Source organism: Acidovorax sp. Leaf191, assembly GCF_001424425.1.
Taxonomy (GTDB): domain Bacteria; phylum Pseudomonadota; class Gammaproteobacteria; order Burkholderiales; family Burkholderiaceae_C; genus Acidovorax.
In genome coordinates, this window is sequence record NZ_LMPT01000019.1 from 201618 (window position 1) to 216677 (window position 15060).

11 protein-coding genes are annotated in these 15060 nt (G+C 66.2%); 9 read left to right on the forward strand and 2 right to left on the reverse strand.

Features of this window, described 5'->3' with window-relative positions; translation table 11 throughout:
• Positions 1 to 116: 116 nt before the first annotated feature.
• Complete coding sequence (locus tag ASG27_RS14995; RefSeq protein WP_056412723.1) at positions 117 to 1049, reverse strand: SMP-30/gluconolactonase/LRE family protein; 933 nt, start codon at positions 1047 to 1049, stop codon at positions 117 to 119.
• A gap of 138 nt (positions 1050 to 1187) precedes the next feature.
• Between ASG27_RS14995 and ASG27_RS15000 the strand changes: the two genes are divergently transcribed.
• Positions 1188 to 2009, forward strand: coding sequence for an SDR family NAD(P)-dependent oxidoreductase (locus tag ASG27_RS15000; protein WP_056412727.1), 822 nt, complete (start codon positions 1188 to 1190; stop codon positions 2007 to 2009).
• 1204 nt (positions 2010 to 3213) lie between these two features.
• Here ASG27_RS15000 and ASG27_RS15005 read toward each other — a convergent pair.
• A complete protein-coding gene (locus ASG27_RS15005; RefSeq protein WP_056168290.1) occupies positions 3214 to 4176 on the reverse strand; it encodes a LysR family transcriptional regulator in 963 nt (320 codons plus the stop codon).
• A 145-nt stretch (positions 4177 to 4321) separates the two neighbouring features.
• Between ASG27_RS15005 and ASG27_RS15010 the strand changes: the two genes are divergently transcribed.
• The 8 genes from ASG27_RS15010 to yjfF all read left to right on the forward strand — a co-directional run bounded on the left by ASG27_RS15010 (position 4322) and on the right by yjfF (position 15027).
• Complete coding sequence (locus tag ASG27_RS15010; RefSeq protein WP_056421300.1) at positions 4322 to 5773, forward strand: aldehyde dehydrogenase family protein; 1452 nt, start codon at positions 4322 to 4324, stop codon at positions 5771 to 5773.
• Between the two features lie 133 nt (positions 5774 to 5906).
• Positions 5907 to 6872: an ABC transporter substrate-binding protein gene (locus tag ASG27_RS15015; RefSeq protein WP_056421334.1), complete on the forward strand. Its 966-nt coding sequence runs from the start codon at positions 5907 to 5909 to the stop codon at positions 6870 to 6872.
• Between the two features lie 188 nt (positions 6873 to 7060).
• A complete protein-coding gene (gene chvE / locus ASG27_RS15020; RefSeq protein ID WP_056421299.1) occupies positions 7061 to 8131 on the forward strand; it encodes a multiple monosaccharide ABC transporter substrate-binding protein in 1071 nt (356 codons plus the stop codon).
• A 199-nt stretch (positions 8132 to 8330) separates the two neighbouring features.
• Positions 8331 to 9842 (forward strand): multiple monosaccharide ABC transporter ATP-binding protein, encoded by a 1512-nt coding sequence (gene mmsA / locus ASG27_RS15025; protein WP_056421298.1) that lies wholly within the window; start codon positions 8331 to 8333, stop codon positions 9840 to 9842.
• A 175-nt stretch (positions 9843 to 10017) separates the two neighbouring features.
• Complete coding sequence (mmsB, locus tag ASG27_RS15030; protein ID WP_056421297.1) at positions 10018 to 11253, forward strand: multiple monosaccharide ABC transporter permease; 1236 nt, start codon at positions 10018 to 10020, stop codon at positions 11251 to 11253.
• Between the two features lie 168 nt (positions 11254 to 11421).
• Positions 11422 to 12945, forward strand: a complete 1524-nt coding sequence (locus tag ASG27_RS15035; RefSeq protein ID WP_056421296.1) for a sugar ABC transporter ATP-binding protein — start codon at positions 11422 to 11424, stop codon at positions 12943 to 12945.
• Complete coding sequence (locus ASG27_RS15040) at positions 12938 to 13990, forward strand: ABC transporter permease (protein ID WP_056421295.1); 1053 nt, start codon at positions 12938 to 12940, stop codon at positions 13988 to 13990. Before ASG27_RS15035 ends, ASG27_RS15040 begins: the two co-directional genes overlap by 8 nt.
• Complete coding sequence (gene yjfF, locus ASG27_RS15045) at positions 13987 to 15027, forward strand: galactofuranose ABC transporter, permease protein YjfF (RefSeq protein WP_156370894.1); 1041 nt, start codon at positions 13987 to 13989, stop codon at positions 15025 to 15027. Before ASG27_RS15040 ends, yjfF begins: the two co-directional genes overlap by 4 nt.
• Positions 15028 to 15060 lie beyond the last annotated feature (33 nt).

Below are 15060 nucleotides of genomic sequence, written 5' to 3' on the forward strand. Positions count from 1 at the left end.
TGGAGACGTTGAAGGGTGCACAAGGCAAGGCAGGGGAACTGCGGCCCGCTTGCCATGCTGCGCGATGCGATGCGGTGCGATGCGGTGGGGTGCAGGGCTGCACGCCGCCGCCTCGGTCAACCGCCGAACAGGTGGGCGGGCAAGCCCGCGCTGTCCACGGACACGGCGAACAGCGCCCCGGCCAGCGGCTCGGCCGCCAGCTGCGCAGGCGTCAGGCCCCCGCGCGCGGAGGTGATGAACAGCGTGCGCAAGTCGGCCCCGCCGAAGGCGCAGTTGGTGACCTGGCTCACCGGCAAGGCCACGCGGCCCAGCTCGGCCCCCGTCACCGGGTCGTGGCAGGTCACGCACGAGCCGCCCCAGTGCGCAATCCACAGCCGCCCCTGCGCATCCGTGGTCATGCCGTCGGGCACGCCGTCCTCGGGCAGCCAGCGCATCCACAGCATCTTGTTCGTCAAGGTGCCCGTGGCGGGGTCGGTGTCGTAGCGGTAGGTGCAGCCTTGCACGGTGTCGTTGAAGTACATCGCCAGGCCCTGCCCCGTGCCCGACCACGTGGGGCCATTCGTCACGGCAAAACCGTCGTCATGGCGGGTGCAGCGGCCATCGGGGTCGTAGCGGTACAGGGCGCCGGTGGGGGCCTCGCACGCAAAGTCCATGGAGCCCGCCCAGAAGCGCCCTTGCGCATCGCACTTGCCGTCGTTGAAGCGGTTGCCCGCGCGCTCCAGTTCGGGCTGGTGCACGTAGCGGGGCTGTTCATCGGAGGCCGGGTCGAAGAGCGCGAAACCCCGGCGCAGCGTCACGATGAGGCCCGGCGCATGGGCCCGCTCGGCCAGGGCAGAGATTTCTTCGGCAAAGGTCCAGCGCCGGTATGCGTCGCTCGCCGGGTCCCAGCGGTGCAGGTGCCGCGCGAGGATGTCCACCCAGTACAGCGCCTGTTCGCGCACGGACCACATCAGGCCCTCGCCCAGTTCCGACTCCAGCGCCTGCACGCAGCGCACCGTGCCGATGGTGGGCACTGGGAAAGCCGCAGCCTGTGGCGCGGCGGTGGACATATTGAGCTGGCTCACGCGTTGTCTCCGGTGATTGTTTTTGGCCCTGTCTGCTGCAGGGCTCTTGACGGTCGGCATCTTATCAACGCAAACTGATGCCTGTAATTTATATTTTTATCATCCATCGATACCAATATTGATATGTCATCAAATTCGACCCCCACAGCCGCCGTCCCGGGGGCATCGGCCCTGCTGCCCGACGGCCTGTCGCTCTTTCCCAGCCTGCGCGGGCGCTCGGTGTTTGTCACCGGCGGCGGCAGCGGCATCGGCGCCGCCATCGTGGCCGCGTTCGCCCAGCAGGGCGCGCGCGTGGCCTTCGTCGACGTGGCCCGGCAGGCCAGCGCAGACTTGGCGCAGCAACTGGCAGACGCCGGATTCGCTAGGCCCTGGTGGCGCGTGTGCGACGTGCGCGACATCGACGCCCTGCGCGCCGCCATCCAGGACGCCGCCACGGAGCTGGGCGACTTCCACACGCTGGTGAACAACGTGGCCAGCGACGACCGCCACACGCTCGAGTCGGTGACGCCCGCGTACTACGACGAGCGCATGGCCATCAACGAACGGCCCGCGTTCTTTGCCATCCAGGCAGCGGTGCCGGGCATGCGCAGGCTGGGGGGTGGTTCGGTGATCAATCTGGGCTCTACCGGTTGGCAGGGCAAGGGCACGGGCTACCCTTGCTATGCGATTGCAAAGTCGTCGGTGAACGGCCTCACGCGCGGGCTGGCCAAGAGCCTGGGGCCGGACCGGATCCGCATCAATACGGTGTCGCCGGGGTGGGTGATGACGGAGCGGCAGATCAAGCTGTGGCTGGACGCGAAGGGCGAGGAGGAGATTGCGCGGAATCAGTGTTTGCCGGACAAGCTGCGGCCGCATGACATTGCGCGGATGGTGTTGTTTCTGGCGTCGGATGATGCGGCGATGTGTACGGCGCAGGAGTTCAAGGTGGATGCTGGGTGGGTCTAGGGTCACCCTCGCCCGTTCAGGTTGAGCTTGTCGAAACCGGGGCGCAGCGACCCACAGCCGTTCGGGTTGAGCTTGTCGAAACCTGGGCGCTGCTCGCAGGCTCGCTGATGGGCAGCATGCCTTTGTTGAGGGCGGAGGCCGGGAGTCGCCCGGCGTGCGAGTAACTTTCTTTCGCTACGCTCAAACATCCGCAGCGAGTCAGTTCACGATGCGTGTGTCCTTCGGCACACGCTCACCCCACGCCCTGCGCTCCTCGGCGCATCCTGAAGGGCTAGGGGAGCCAACATCCACACGGGCCATTGCTGCGCTCGGCCTGGCGGTCGCGGCGCGAAGCGCCTGCGCGTTCGGGGCCGAGCAACGCGATGGCCCGTGTGGCTGTTCGGCTGYCCACCCCCTGTGGCTGCGCCTGCGGCGGGGCGGTTGCGGGGTGGCATGCGCGTCGSAGCGCGCATGCTTCGTGCTCTAGCTCGCSGCAGTTGTTTGAACGTAGCTGCAAAGCAGCGCAGTGAGTTCTGCGGCGCACCCCGCAACCGCCCCGACGCAGGTTTGCCCCGTAGCGCAGCGAAGGGGTCGCAGACTGGGGGTCGCCTTCTCTTTGGTGACTTTCTCTTGGCGAANTGAACGTAGCTGCAAAGCAGCGCAGTGAGTTCTGCGGCGCACCCCGCAACCGCCCCGACGCAGGTTTGCCCCGTAGCGCAGCGAAGGGGTCGCAGACTTGGGGTCGCCTTCTCTTTGGTGACTTTCTCTTGGCGAACCAAGAGAAAGTTACCGCGCCGCCGGGCGCGCACCCCGGCTCCCGCCCTCAACACAGGCATGCTGCCGAATCAGCGAGCNCCCCGACGCAGGTTTGCCCCGTAGCGCAGCGAAGGGGTCGCAGACTKGGGGTCGCCTTCTCTTTGGTGACTTTCTCTTGGCGAACCAAGAGAAAGTTACCGCGCCGCCGGGCGCGCACCCCGGCTCCCGCCCTCAACACAGGCATGCTGCCGAATCAGCGAGCTCGCGAGCAGCGCCCAGGTTTCCACAAGCTCAACCCGAAGGGATGGCGTTGCGGACGGGCAAGGTTCCGACAGGCTCAACCCGAACGGGCGTGGATCGATGCGCTCAGGTTTCGACAAACAAGCTCAACCCGACCGGACAGTGATGACGGACAAAAAAGGCTTCGACAGGCTCAGCCCGAACGGCCGGTGAGCGCACACAACGCCTCTCACTCACCCACCTCCAGCTTCCTCCCATACTGCACCAGACTCGTCTGCTTCAACGCCCTCATCATCACCTTCGCCGCTGGTGACAACAACCGATCCGTCCGCGTGATGATCCCGAACGCATCCATATGGCAAGGCATCGCCATCGGCAAGACCGCCACGATCCCATGCGACGCGTAGTAATGCGCCACATCCGCCCCCACCACCGCCACCATGTCGCTCTGCTGCAGCATCCGCGTCATGAACAACAGGGCCGCTGTCTCCACCACATTCACCGGCGGCGCCAGGCCATCCTGCTGGAACATCAGGTCGAACCGGTGCCGCAGCACACTCCCCGCGGGCGGCACGATCCAGCTGGCCGACAGCACATCGCGCAGCGTCAGCCCGCTCATGCTCGACAACGGATGCCCCGGCCGGGTAATGGCGCAGACCAGCTCCTCGGTCAGCGGCTCATAGCGCAGGTTGCTCTTGTCGTGCTCTTCATACAGGCGCCCCACCACGATGTCGAGCTTGCCCTGGTCCAGGCGCTCCAGCAGCACCGGGCTGGTTTCGATGTCCAGCGAAATGCGCAGGCTCGGGTGCTCCTGCTTGACCAGCGCTACCGCCGCCGGCAGCAGGCTCAGGCCCGGCGAAGTGATCGCGCCGATGCCCACCTGGCCGTAGTGGCCCCGCTTGAGCGCGCCGATCTCGTCGTGCGCCTGGTTCAAATTGGCCAATGCCATGCGCGCGTGGCGGATCATGGTCTCGCCGTACCAGGTGGGGCGCATGCCGCGGGGCAGGCGCTCGAACAGGGGCACCTCCAGCACATCCTCCAGGTCCTTGAGCAGCTTGGACGCCGCAGGCTGCGTCATGCTCAGCACCTGGGCCGCGCGGTGGATGTTGCCCTCCTCGGCCAGGGCGACTAGCAGCAGCAGCTGGCGCGTCTTGAGGCGGGCGCGGATGAACCAGTGGTTGTAGGTACTCATGGGGAGGGGGCGCCGCGAGGCGTAATGGCTGGGGTTTTCCAGAATGCGGTTATCGATATGTATTTTGACGAAAAAATGATTGGATTGATATCAAAATCATCCATAGACTTCGCCGCAACAGTCACAACGGCTCTTAAAGACCCCCATGAAGTTCGGCGACATGCAGCAGAACCCCCGGCACCTGATCAACGGCCGCTGGGAAATCGGCACCACCACCGGCGTCAGCACCAACCCTTCGGACACCCGCGAAGTGGTGGCCGAATACGCCCGTGCAGACCGCAACCAGACCGAACTCGCCGTACGCGCCGCCGCCGATGCCCTGCCCAGCTGGAGCCAGAGCAACCCGCAGCGCCGCGCCGACGTGCTGGACATGATCGGCAGCGAACTGCTGGCCCGCAAGGAGGCCCTGGGCACGCTGCTGGCCCGCGAAGAAGGCAAGACCCTGCCCGAGGCCATCGCCGAGGTCGCGCGCAGCGGGCAGATCTTCAAGTTCTTCGCTGGCGAGGCACTGCGCATCCAGGGTGAGCTGATGGCGTCCGTGCGCCAAGGCGTGCAGGTGGACGTCACCCGCGAACCCGTGGGCGTGGTGGGCATCATCGCGCCGTGGAACTTTCCGTTCGCCATTCCGGCCTGGAAGATCGCCCCGGCCCTGGCCTACGGCAACACGGTGGTCTTCAAGCCGGCCGAGCTAGTACCCGCCTGTGGCTGGGCGCTGGCCGAGATCATCAGCCGCAGCGGCCTGCCCGCCGGTGCCTTCAACCTCGTCATGGGCAGCGGCCGCGAGGTCGGCCAGACCATGGTGGACCACCCGCTGGTCAACGCGCTGAGCTTCACCGGCTCGGTGGCCACCGGCGACCGCATCCTGCGCTCGGCCTCGGCACGGCGCGCCAAGGTGCAACTGGAGATGGGCGGCAAGAACCCGCTGATCGTGCTGGCCGATGCCGACCTGGAGCAGGCCGTGGACTGCGCGCTGCAGGGCTCGTACTTCTCCACCGGCCAGCGCTGCACGGCGTCAAGCCGCCTGATCGTGGAAGCCCGCGTGCACGACGCCTTCGTGGCCCGCCTGCGCGAGCGGCTCACCGCGCTCAAGGTCGGCAATGCGCTGGAGCGCGGCATTGAAATGGGCCCGGTGGTGGACAGCACCCAGCTGGACCAGAACCTCAGCTACGTCGATATCGCCCGCACCGAAGGGGCCGAGCATGTGTGGGGCGGCGAGCGCATCGAGCGCGCCACGCCCGGCCACTACATGAGCCCCGCCCTCTTCCTGGCGCGGCCCGAGCACCGCATCGCCCGCGAGGAAATCTTCGGCCCCGTGGCCTGCGTGCTGCGCGCCGACGACTACGACCACGCGCTGTCGCTGGCCAACGACACGCCTTACGGCCTGTGCGCGGGCATCTGCACCACATCGCTCAAGCACGCCATGCATTTCAAGCGCAACGCGGCGGTGGGCATGACCATGGTCAACCTGCCCACGGCGGGCGTGGACTTTCACGTGCCCTTCGGCGGGCGCAAGGAGTCGAGCTACGGAGCGCGCGAGCAGGGCCGCTACGCCGCCGAGTTCTACACCACCGTCAAGACCGGCTACATGCTGGCCTGAACGAATCAAACAGAGTCAAAGAAGAGTCAAAGAAGAGTCACCGAAGAGTCAAGAGAGACGAGAAAAAGACGCACGATCGATCCCGCAACGCTGTCATCAACCAACCATTAAAGAAACCAGGAGACAAGTGATGATGAAACTGAACCGCCGCACCCTTGCCATAGCCCTCGCAGCCACCCCCGTGGCCGCCATGCTGCCATCGGCCGCCTGGGCACAAAAGCCCATCGTCTTGGGCTTCAGCCAGGTCGGCGCCGAAAGCGAATGGCGCACCGCCAACACCGAATCCATCAAGTCGGCCGCCAAGGAGGCCGGCATCGAACTGAAGTTCTCGGACGCCCAGCAAAAGCAGGAGAACCAGATCAAGGCCATTCGCTCGTTCATCGCGCAGAAGGTGGACGTGATCGCGTTCTCGCCCGTGGTCGAGTCCGGCTGGGAGCCCGTGCTGCGCGAAGCCAAGGCCGCGAAGATCCCCGTGGTGCTGACCGACCGCTCCGTCAACGTCAAGGACACCTCGCTGTACGTGACCTTCATGGGCTCGGACTTCGTGGAAGAAGGCCGCAAGGCCGGCCGCTGGCTGGTCGAGAAGATGAAGGACCAAAAGGGCGACGTCAACATCGTCGAGCTGCAGGGCACCGTGGGCTCGGCTCCCGCCATCGACCGCAAGAAGGGCTTTGAGGAAGTCATCAAGGCCGACCCCAAGTTCAAGATCCTGCGCTCGCAGACCGGCGACTTCACCCGCGCCAAGGGCAAGGAAGTGATGGAAGCCTTCCTGAAAGCCGAGGGCAAGAAGATCAACGTGCTGTACGCGCACAACGACGACATGGCCATCGGCGCGATCCAGGCCATCGAAGAGGCCGGCATGAAGCCCGCCAAGGACATCACCATCATCTCCATCGACGCGGTCAAGGGCGCCTTCGAAGCCATGATCGCCGGCAAGCTCAACGTGAGCGTGGAGTGCAGCCCCCTGCTGGGCCCGCAGCTGATGAGCGCGGTCAAGGACATCAAGGCCGGCAAGACGGTGCAAAAGCGCATCGTGACGGAAGAAGGCATCTTCCCGATGGAGGTCGCGGCGAAAGAATTTCCTAACCGCAAGTATTGACCCCCCTGAGCCGCCTGCGGCGTCTTCCCCCTGAGGGGGACGCCACCAGCGCCCGCAAGTGAAACGCAGCGTTCGCTGCGTGGCGGCCCTTGCGCGGTGGCACTGGCCTTGGGCCGCGCCAGTTGCAAAGGCCATGACGCCACTGGCATCCCTCAAAGCAAAAGATTCACAACAGGAGACGACAACAAATGAAGCGTGCAATTTTCAAGGCCGCGCTGGCCACCGTGGCGCTCGCAGCCATCGGCGCCACGTCGGTGGCATCGGCCCAGGACAAGGGCAGCATCGGCATCTCGATGCCCACCAAGTCCTCGTCGCGCTGGATCGCCGACGGCGACAACATGGTCAAGGTGCTCAAGGAGCGCGGCTACAAGACCGACCTGCAGTACGCGGACGACGACATCCCCAACCAGCTGGCGCAGATCGAGAACATGATCACCAAGGGCGCCAAGGTGCTGGTGATCGCCTCCATCGACGGCACCACGCTCTCGCGCGTGCTGCAGAACGCAGCGGACAAGGGCGTGAAGGTCATCGCGTACGACCGCCTGATCAAGGGCTCGAAGAACGTGGACTACTACGCCACGTTCGACAACTTCCAGGTCGGCGTGCTGCAGGCCACGTCCATCGTGGACAAGCTGGGCGTCAAGCAAGGCAAGGGCCCGTTCAACATCGAACTCTTCGGCGGTTCGCCCGACGACAACAACGCCTTCTTCTTCTACGACGGCGCGATGAGCGTGCTGCAGCCGTACATCGACAGCGGCAAGCTGGTGGTGCGCAGCAAGCAGACGGGCATGAACAAGGTGGGCACGCTGCGCTGGGACGGCTCGGTCGCCCAGGCGCGCATGGACAACCTGCTGTCGGCCTACTACGGCAAGGACAAGGTGCATGCGGTGCTGTCGCCCTACGACGGCCTGTCCATCGGCATCCTGTCGTCCTTGAAGGGCGTGGGCTACTGCACCGCGCAGCAGCCCTGCCCCGTGGTCAGCGGCCAGGACGCCGAGGTGCCTTCGGTCAAGTCCATCCTGAAGGGCGAGCAGTACTCCACCGTGTTCAAGGACACGCGCGAGCTGGCCAAGGTGGCCGCCAACATGGTGGACGCCACGCTGTCGGGCAAGCAGCCCGAGATCAACGACACCAAGACCTACAACAACGGCGTGAAGGTGGTGCCCTCGTACCTGCTCAAGCCGGTGTCGGTCGATGCATCCAACTGGAACGCCATCCTGGTGGGTAGCGGCTACTACAAGGAATCGCAGATCAAGTAGTGCAGAGCGTCTCAAAAACTCTTCTGGCGTCGTTGCCGGGTCTTGTCGTACTGGCGTACTGCCTGCGACCCGGCGCCTAGCCAGAACCGCTGCGACGAGTTTTGTGAAACGCTCCACGCCATGCCTCGCTGCCGGGACACCACCCGGCAGCAAGACTTTCAGGGCCCCAGACGGCCCCCTGTACGAGCCTAGTCAGTCCATGCTTCTTGAAATGCGGAACATCCGCAAAACCTTCCCCGGTGTAGTGGCCCTGAACCAGGTGAACCTGCGCGTGAAGGCCGGGGAGATCCATGCCATCGTCGGCGAGAACGGCGCTGGCAAGTCCACGCTGATGAAGGTGCTGTCCGGCGTATACCCGCACGGCAGCTACAGCGGCGAGATCGTCTACGACAGCGAGGAACGCCAGTTCGGCGGCATCCGCGACAGCGAACACCTGGGCGTGATCATCATCCACCAGGAGCTGGCGCTGGTGCCTTTGCTCTCCATCGCCGAAAACATCTTCCTGGGCAACGAGACCGCGCGCTACGGCGTCATCGACTGGATGGCCGCGCACAGCAAGACGCAGGCGCTGCTGCACAAGGTGGGCCTGCGCGAATCGCCCGAGACGCTGGTCACCCACCTGGGCGTGGGCAAGCAGCAGCTGGTGGAGATCGCCAAGGCGCTGTCGCGCCAGGTGCGCCTGTTGATCCTGGACGAGCCCACCGCCAGCCTGAACGAGAACGACAGCCAGGCGCTGCTGGACCTGCTGCTGGAGCTCAAGGCCCAGGGCATCACCTGCATCCTGATCTCGCACAAGCTCAACGAAATCTCGCGCGTGGCCGACTCCATCACCGTGCTGCGCGACGGCAGCACGGTGGAGACGATGGACTGCCGCGCAGCGCCGGTCAGCGAAGACCGCGTGATCAAGGCCATGGTCGGCCGCGAGATGGCCGACCGCTACCCGCCGCGCGAGCCCCGCATCGGCGAGACCGTGTTCGAAGTGCGCGACTGGCACGCCTGGCACCCCCAGCGCCCCGACCGTGCCTTCATCAAGGGCGTGAACCTGCAGGTGCGCAAGGGCGAGATCGTGGGCATTGCCGGCCTGATGGGCGCAGGCCGCACCGAGCTGGCCATGAGCATCTTCGGCCGCTCGTGGGGAGAGCGCATCAGCGGCCAGGTGCTGCTGCACGGCCGGCCCATCGATGTGAGCACTGTGGAAAAGGCCGTGGCCCACGGCCTGGCCTACGTGACCGAAGACCGCAAGGGCAATGGACTGGTGCTGAGCGAGGACATCCAGTTCAACGTGTCGCTGGCCAACCTGGGCGGCGTGTCCACCGCCACCGTGATCGACGGCGGGCAGGAGCACCGCGTGGCGCAGGACTACCGCGAGAAGCTGCGCATCCGCTGCTCGGGCGTGGACCAGAAGACGCTGAATCTCTCGGGCGGCAACCAGCAGAAGGTGGTGCTGAGCAAATGGCTCTTCACCAACCCCGAGGTGCTCATCCTCGACGAGCCCACCCGCGGCATCGACGTGGGCGCCAAGTACGAGATCTACACCCTGATCGCCCAACTGGCGGCCGAGGGCAAGTGCGTGATCGTGATCTCGTCGGAGATGCCCGAGCTGCTGGGCATCACCGACCGCCTGTACGTGATGAACGAGGGGCGCTTCGTGGCCGAGATGCCGACCGCCGAAGCATCGCAGGAAAAGATCATGCGCGTGATTGTCCGATGAAGCACCCCCTGAGTCGCTTCGCGCCTTCCCCCTCTCTCGCCTCGCTGCGCGATGCGGGAGGGGGACGCACCCGGTGGCCTGGCAAAGCCAGTTCCACGGGCGCACTGGCCTGGATCGCGCCAGTCTCAGAGGCCCAGAGCCAAAAACAGCGAAACGAGCGCAACAGATAAACGATATGAGCCAGACAACCACTTCCTCCCCCACTGCCTCCGCTGCGGCCGCGCCTGCACCGGGTGCGCCCGCGCGCCCCACCCGTTCGCTGCTGGACCACGCCAAGCACAACCTGCGCGAGTACGGCATGTTGATCACGCTGGTCGCCATCATGGGCTTCTTCCAGTACATGACGGACGGCACGCTGATGCAGCCGCTCAACCTCACCAACCTGGTGCTGCAAAACAGCTACATCGTCATCATGGCGCTGGGCATGCTGCTGGTGATCGTGGCGGGGCACATCGACCTGTCGGTGGGCTCCGTGTGCGGCTTCATCGGCGCGCTGGCTGCGGTGCTGATGGTGCAGTACCAGTGGCACTTCGTGCCCGCCACGCTGGCCTGCCTGGCCTGCGGCGGCCTCATCGGTGCGGTGCAGGGCTGGTTCGTGGCGTTCTCGCGCATTCCTTCGTTCATCGTCACGCTGGCCGGCATGCTGGTCTTCAAGGGCCTGGCGCTGGCGCTGCTGGCCGGGCAGTCGGTGGGTCCCTTTCCTGAAGCGTTCCAGATGCTGAGCTCGGGCTTCATGCCCGACCTGTTCAGCGTGGAGGGGCTCAAGCTCACATCGCTGCTGCTGGGCGTGGCCGTGGCGGCCGCGCTGGTGGTGGCCGGCCTGCGCGCCCGGGCCAACCGGCTGCGCCACGGCGTGCATGTGGAGCCCACCGCATTCTTCCTGGCACGCACCGCGGTGTTTGCCGCACTGCTCATCTACTTCAGCTACCTGCTGGCCTCGTACAAGGGCCTGCCCAATGTGCTCATCGTGATGGCGCTGCTGATCGTGCTGTTCGACTTCATCACCAGCCGCACCACCATCGGCCGGCGCATCTACGCCATGGGCGGCAACGAAAAGGCGGCCAAGCTCTCGGGCATCAAGACCGAACGGCTGTCGTTCTACGCCTTCGTCAACATGGGCGTGCTGGCGGCGCTGGCGGGCCTGGTGTTCGCCGCGCGTCTGAACACCGCCACGCCCAAGGCGGGCCTGGGCTTCGAGCTCGATGTGATCGCGGCCTGCTTCATCGGCGGTGCGTCTGCCTCGGGCGGTGTGGGCAAGGTGATGGGTGCGGTGATCGGCGCGTTCGTGATGGGCGTGATGAACAACGGCATGTCCATCCTGGGCATCGGCATCGACTACCAGCAGGTGATCAAGGGTGTGGTGCTGCTGGCTGCCGTGCTCGTTGACGTCTACAACAAGAACAAAGCCTGACATGAAGCTCCCCCTGAGTCGCTTCGCGCCTTCCCCCTCTCTCGTCTCGCTACGCGAGTCGGGAGGGGGACGCCCCCAGCGCGGCGGGGCGGCCCTTGCGCGGGGGCGCTGGCCTGCGCCGCGCCCATATCGCCGGCTGTCGGCCTGACCACGACATCGCAAATCCCCATGAATACGCCTCCCCTTCCCGTGCTCGAACTCACGGGCATCCACAAGCAGTTCGCGGGCATCCCCGTTCTGCGCGATGTGCAGTTGCGCCTGTACCCCGGCGAGATCCATGCGCTGATGGGGCAGAACGGTGCGGGCAAGTCCACGCTCATCAAGGTGTTGACGGGCGTGATCAAGCCCAGCGGCGGGCAGATGCGGCTGGGGGATGATGCGGTGTGGCCCGACTCGCCGCTGGCCGCGCAGCGCCTGGGCATCAGCACCGTGTACCAGGAGGTCAACCTCTGCCCCAACCTCTCGGTGGCCGAGAACATCTTTGCGGGCCGCTACCCGCGCTGCGGCATCGCGCAGGGCTTTCGCATCGACTGGGCGCTGATGCACCAGCGCTCGCGCGAGCTGGTGGCGCGCATTGGGCTGAACATCGACGTGACGCGCCTGCTGTCGGACTACCCCGTGGCCGTGCAGCAGCTGGTGGCCATTGCCCGCGCGTTGAGCATCGAAGCGCGCGTGCTCATCCTGGACGAGCCCACCTCCAGCCTGGACGACGACGAGGTGCAAAAGCTCTTCGAGGTGCTGCGCCGGCTGCGTGGCGAGGGCCTGTCGATCGTGTTCGTGACGCACTTCCTGAACCAGGTGTATGCCGTGTCGGACCGCATCACCGTGCTACGCAACGGCACCTGGGTGGGCGAATGGGCCGTCAACGACCTGGGCCCCCAGGCCCTGATCGCCGCCATGCTGGGCCGCGACCTGGCTGCGCAGGCCGCGCAGACATCGCCGCCCCCCGTGGCGAACGCATCGGACACCGCGCTGCTGCAGACCGAAGGCCTGGGGCAGACCGGCCAGCTGCAGCCGCTGGACCTGCAGATCCGCGCGGGCGAAGTGGTGGGCCTGGCGGGCCTGCTGGGCGCGGGCCGCACCGAGCTGGCGCGCCTGCTGTTCGGGCTGGAGCAGCCCGACCGCGGCATGCTGCGCATCGACGGCAAGGCGGTGAGCTTTTCCAACCCCATGGACGCCATCCGCCAGGGCCTGGCGCTGTGCCCCGAAGAGCGCAAGACGGACGGCATCGTGGCCGAGCTGTCGGTGCGCGAGAACATCGCCCTGGCGCTGCAGGCGCGCATGGGCGTGGGCAAGTTCCTCTCGCGCGCCGAGCAGACGGCCATCGCCGACCGCTACGTGCAGCTGCTGGGCATCAAGACCGCGAGCGTGGACACGCCCATCGGCCTGCTGTCGGGCGGCAACCAGCAAAAGGCCATCCTCGCGCGCTGGATGGCGATCGAACCGCGCCTGTTGATTCTGGACGAGCCCACCCGCGGCATCGACGTGGCGGCCAAGCAGGAAATCATGGACCAGATCCTGCGCCTGGCGCAGGCCGGCATGGCCGTGCTGTTCATCTCGTCCGAGATGAGCGAGGTGGTGCGCGTGGCGCACCGCATCGTGGTGCTGCGCGACCGCCGCAAGGTCGGCGAGCTGCCCGCCGGCAGCACCGAAGACGCCGTGTACGAACTCATCGCTGCCGAACATGCTTGAAGAACGCAATACCCCTTCCCCATTTGCAGCGCTGATGCGCCACCGCCTGGCCTGGCCCATCATCACGCTGCTGCTGTTGCTGGCCGTCAACACGGCCTTCAACGCCAGCTTCTTGCGCATCGAATGGCGCGACGGGCATCTGTACGGCAGCCTGATCGACATCCTCAACCGCGCGGCGCCGCTGGTGCTGGTGTCGCTGGGCATGACGATGGTCATTGCCACGCGCGGCATCGACATCTCGGTGGGTGCGGTGGTGGCCATTGCCGCCGCCGTGGCGGCCTGGATGATCGGCGGCTCGGTGTCGGGCACCGAGAGCCGCTTTCCGCTGCCCGTGGCCATCCTGGGCGCCATTGGCGTGGCCCTGCTCTGCGGGCTGTGGAACGGCGTGCTCGTGGCGCGCGTGGGCATGCAGCCCATCATCGCCACGCTGATCCTCATGGTGGCGGGCCGGGGCATCGCCCAGCTGATCACCGACGGGCAGATCATCACCATCTACTACACGCCCTACTTCTTCATCGGCGGGGGGTACCTGGCCGGGCTGCCGTTCTCGCTGTTCATCGTGGCGGCCGTGTTTGCCGTGCTGTACCTGGCCGTCACGCGCACGGCGCTGGGCCTGTTCGTGCAGGCGGTGGGCATCAACCCCACAGCGGCGCGCGTGGCGGGCGTTCAGGCGGGACGCCTGACCGTGGCGGCCTACGTCCTCTGCGGCGTGTGCGCGGGCATCGCGGGCCTGTTGATCAGCTCCAATGTGAAGAGCGCGGACGGCAACAACGCCGGCCAGCTGCTGGAGCTCGATGCCATCCTGGCCGTGACGCTGGGCGGCACCGCCCTGACCGGCGGGCGATTCAGCCTGGTGGGCAGCGTGATCGGCGCGCTCATCATCCAGACGCTGACCTATGCCATCTACTCGCTGGGCGTGCCGCCCGAGGTCAACCTGGTGGTCAAGGCTGTGGTGGTGTTCATCGTGATGCTGCTGCAGTCGCCCGAGTTTCGCGCGCAGGTCGGCGCCATCGCACGCCGACCAGGCGCGGGGGCCCTGTCATGAGCGCCGTTCCGAAGACCGCAGGCTTGAGCACCATGGCCTCCTCATCCGCGCCCCAGGCCGCCGGCACACGCTCGCGGCTCAACCCCAAGTACCTGCCGCTGGCCGCCACCATCTCGCTGTTCATGGCCATGGCGACGCTGGGCTCGGTGATGTACACCGGGTTCTTCTCGGCCCAGGTGTTCCTCAACCTGCTGATCGACAACGCTTTTCTCATCATCGTGGCGGTGGGCATGACGTTCGTGATCCTGTCGGGCGGCATCGACCTGTCGGTGGGCTCGGTGGTGGCGCTGACCACCATGGTGCTGGCCGCGCTGGTGGAGCACAAGGGCTGGAGCCCGCTGGTGGCCGTGCCGGTGGTGCTGCTGATGGGCACGCTGTTCGGCGCTTTCATGGGCTTCCTGATCGAGCGGTTTCGGCTGCAGCCGTTCATCGTGACGCTGGCGGGCATGTTCCTCGCGCGGGGGCTGTGCTACCTCATCAGCATCGACTCGATCAGCATCACGCACGAGGCGTATTCCGAGATCTCGCAGTGGCGCCTGCCGCTGTGGGAGGGTGTCTCGCTGTCGCTGGGCGCGCTGATCGCCATCGCGGTGCTGCTGGCGGCGCTGTTCGTCGCGCACTGCACGCCGTTCGGCCGCGCTGTGTATGCCGTGGGTGGCAGCGAGAACTCCGCCGTGCTGATGGGCCTGCCCGTGCGCGCCACGCTGATCGGGGTGTACACGCTCTCGGGCTTTTGCTCGGCGCTGGCGGGCGTGGTGTTCACGTTCTACATGCTCTCGGGCTACGGCCTGCATGCCGTGGGCATGGAGCTTGACGCCATCGCCGCCGTGGTGATCGGCGGCACCCTGCTCACCGGTGGCGTCGGCTACGTGGTGGGCACGCTGTTCGGCGTGCTGATGCTCGGAATCATCCAGACCCTGATCTCGTTCGACGGCACGCTCAGCTCGTGGTGGACCCGCATCGTCGTCGGCGTGCTGCTGTTCGTCTTCTGCCTGCTGCAGCGCCTGCTCACGCGCCGCTCCGGCAAGCGGTCCTGACCTTTACCCATCTTCTCCCTGATCCGCATCCAC

Bases quoted from the DNA above. Each gene is read 5' to 3' on its own strand.
- ASG27_RS14995 (WP_056412723.1), bottom strand. From the start codon at position 1,049: ATGTCCACCGCCGCGCCACAGGCTGCGGCTTTCCCAGTGCCCACCATC.
- ASG27_RS15000 (WP_056412727.1), top strand. From the start codon at position 1,188: ATGTCATCAAATTCGACCCCCACAGCCGCCGTCCCGGGGGCATCGGCC.
- ASG27_RS15005 (WP_056168290.1), bottom strand. From the start codon at position 4,176: ATGAGTACCTACAACCACTGGTTCATCCGCGCCCGCCTCAAGACGCGC.
- ASG27_RS15010 (WP_056421300.1), top strand. From the start codon at position 4,322: ATGAAGTTCGGCGACATGCAGCAGAACCCCCGGCACCTGATCAACGGC.
- ASG27_RS15015 (WP_056421334.1), top strand. From the start codon at position 5,907: ATGAAACTGAACCGCCGCACCCTTGCCATAGCCCTCGCAGCCACCCCC.
- chvE (WP_056421299.1), top strand. From the start codon at position 7,061: ATGAAGCGTGCAATTTTCAAGGCCGCGCTGGCCACCGTGGCGCTCGCA.
- mmsA (WP_056421298.1), top strand. From the start codon at position 8,331: ATGCTTCTTGAAATGCGGAACATCCGCAAAACCTTCCCCGGTGTAGTG.
- mmsB (WP_056421297.1), top strand. From the start codon at position 10,018: ATGAGCCAGACAACCACTTCCTCCCCCACTGCCTCCGCTGCGGCCGCG.
- ASG27_RS15035 (WP_056421296.1), top strand. From the start codon at position 11,422: ATGAATACGCCTCCCCTTCCCGTGCTCGAACTCACGGGCATCCACAAG.
- ASG27_RS15040 (WP_056421295.1), top strand. From the start codon at position 12,938: ATGCTTGAAGAACGCAATACCCCTTCCCCATTTGCAGCGCTGATGCGC.
- yjfF (WP_156370894.1), top strand. From the start codon at position 13,987: ATGAGCGCCGTTCCGAAGACCGCAGGCTTGAGCACCATGGCCTCCTCA.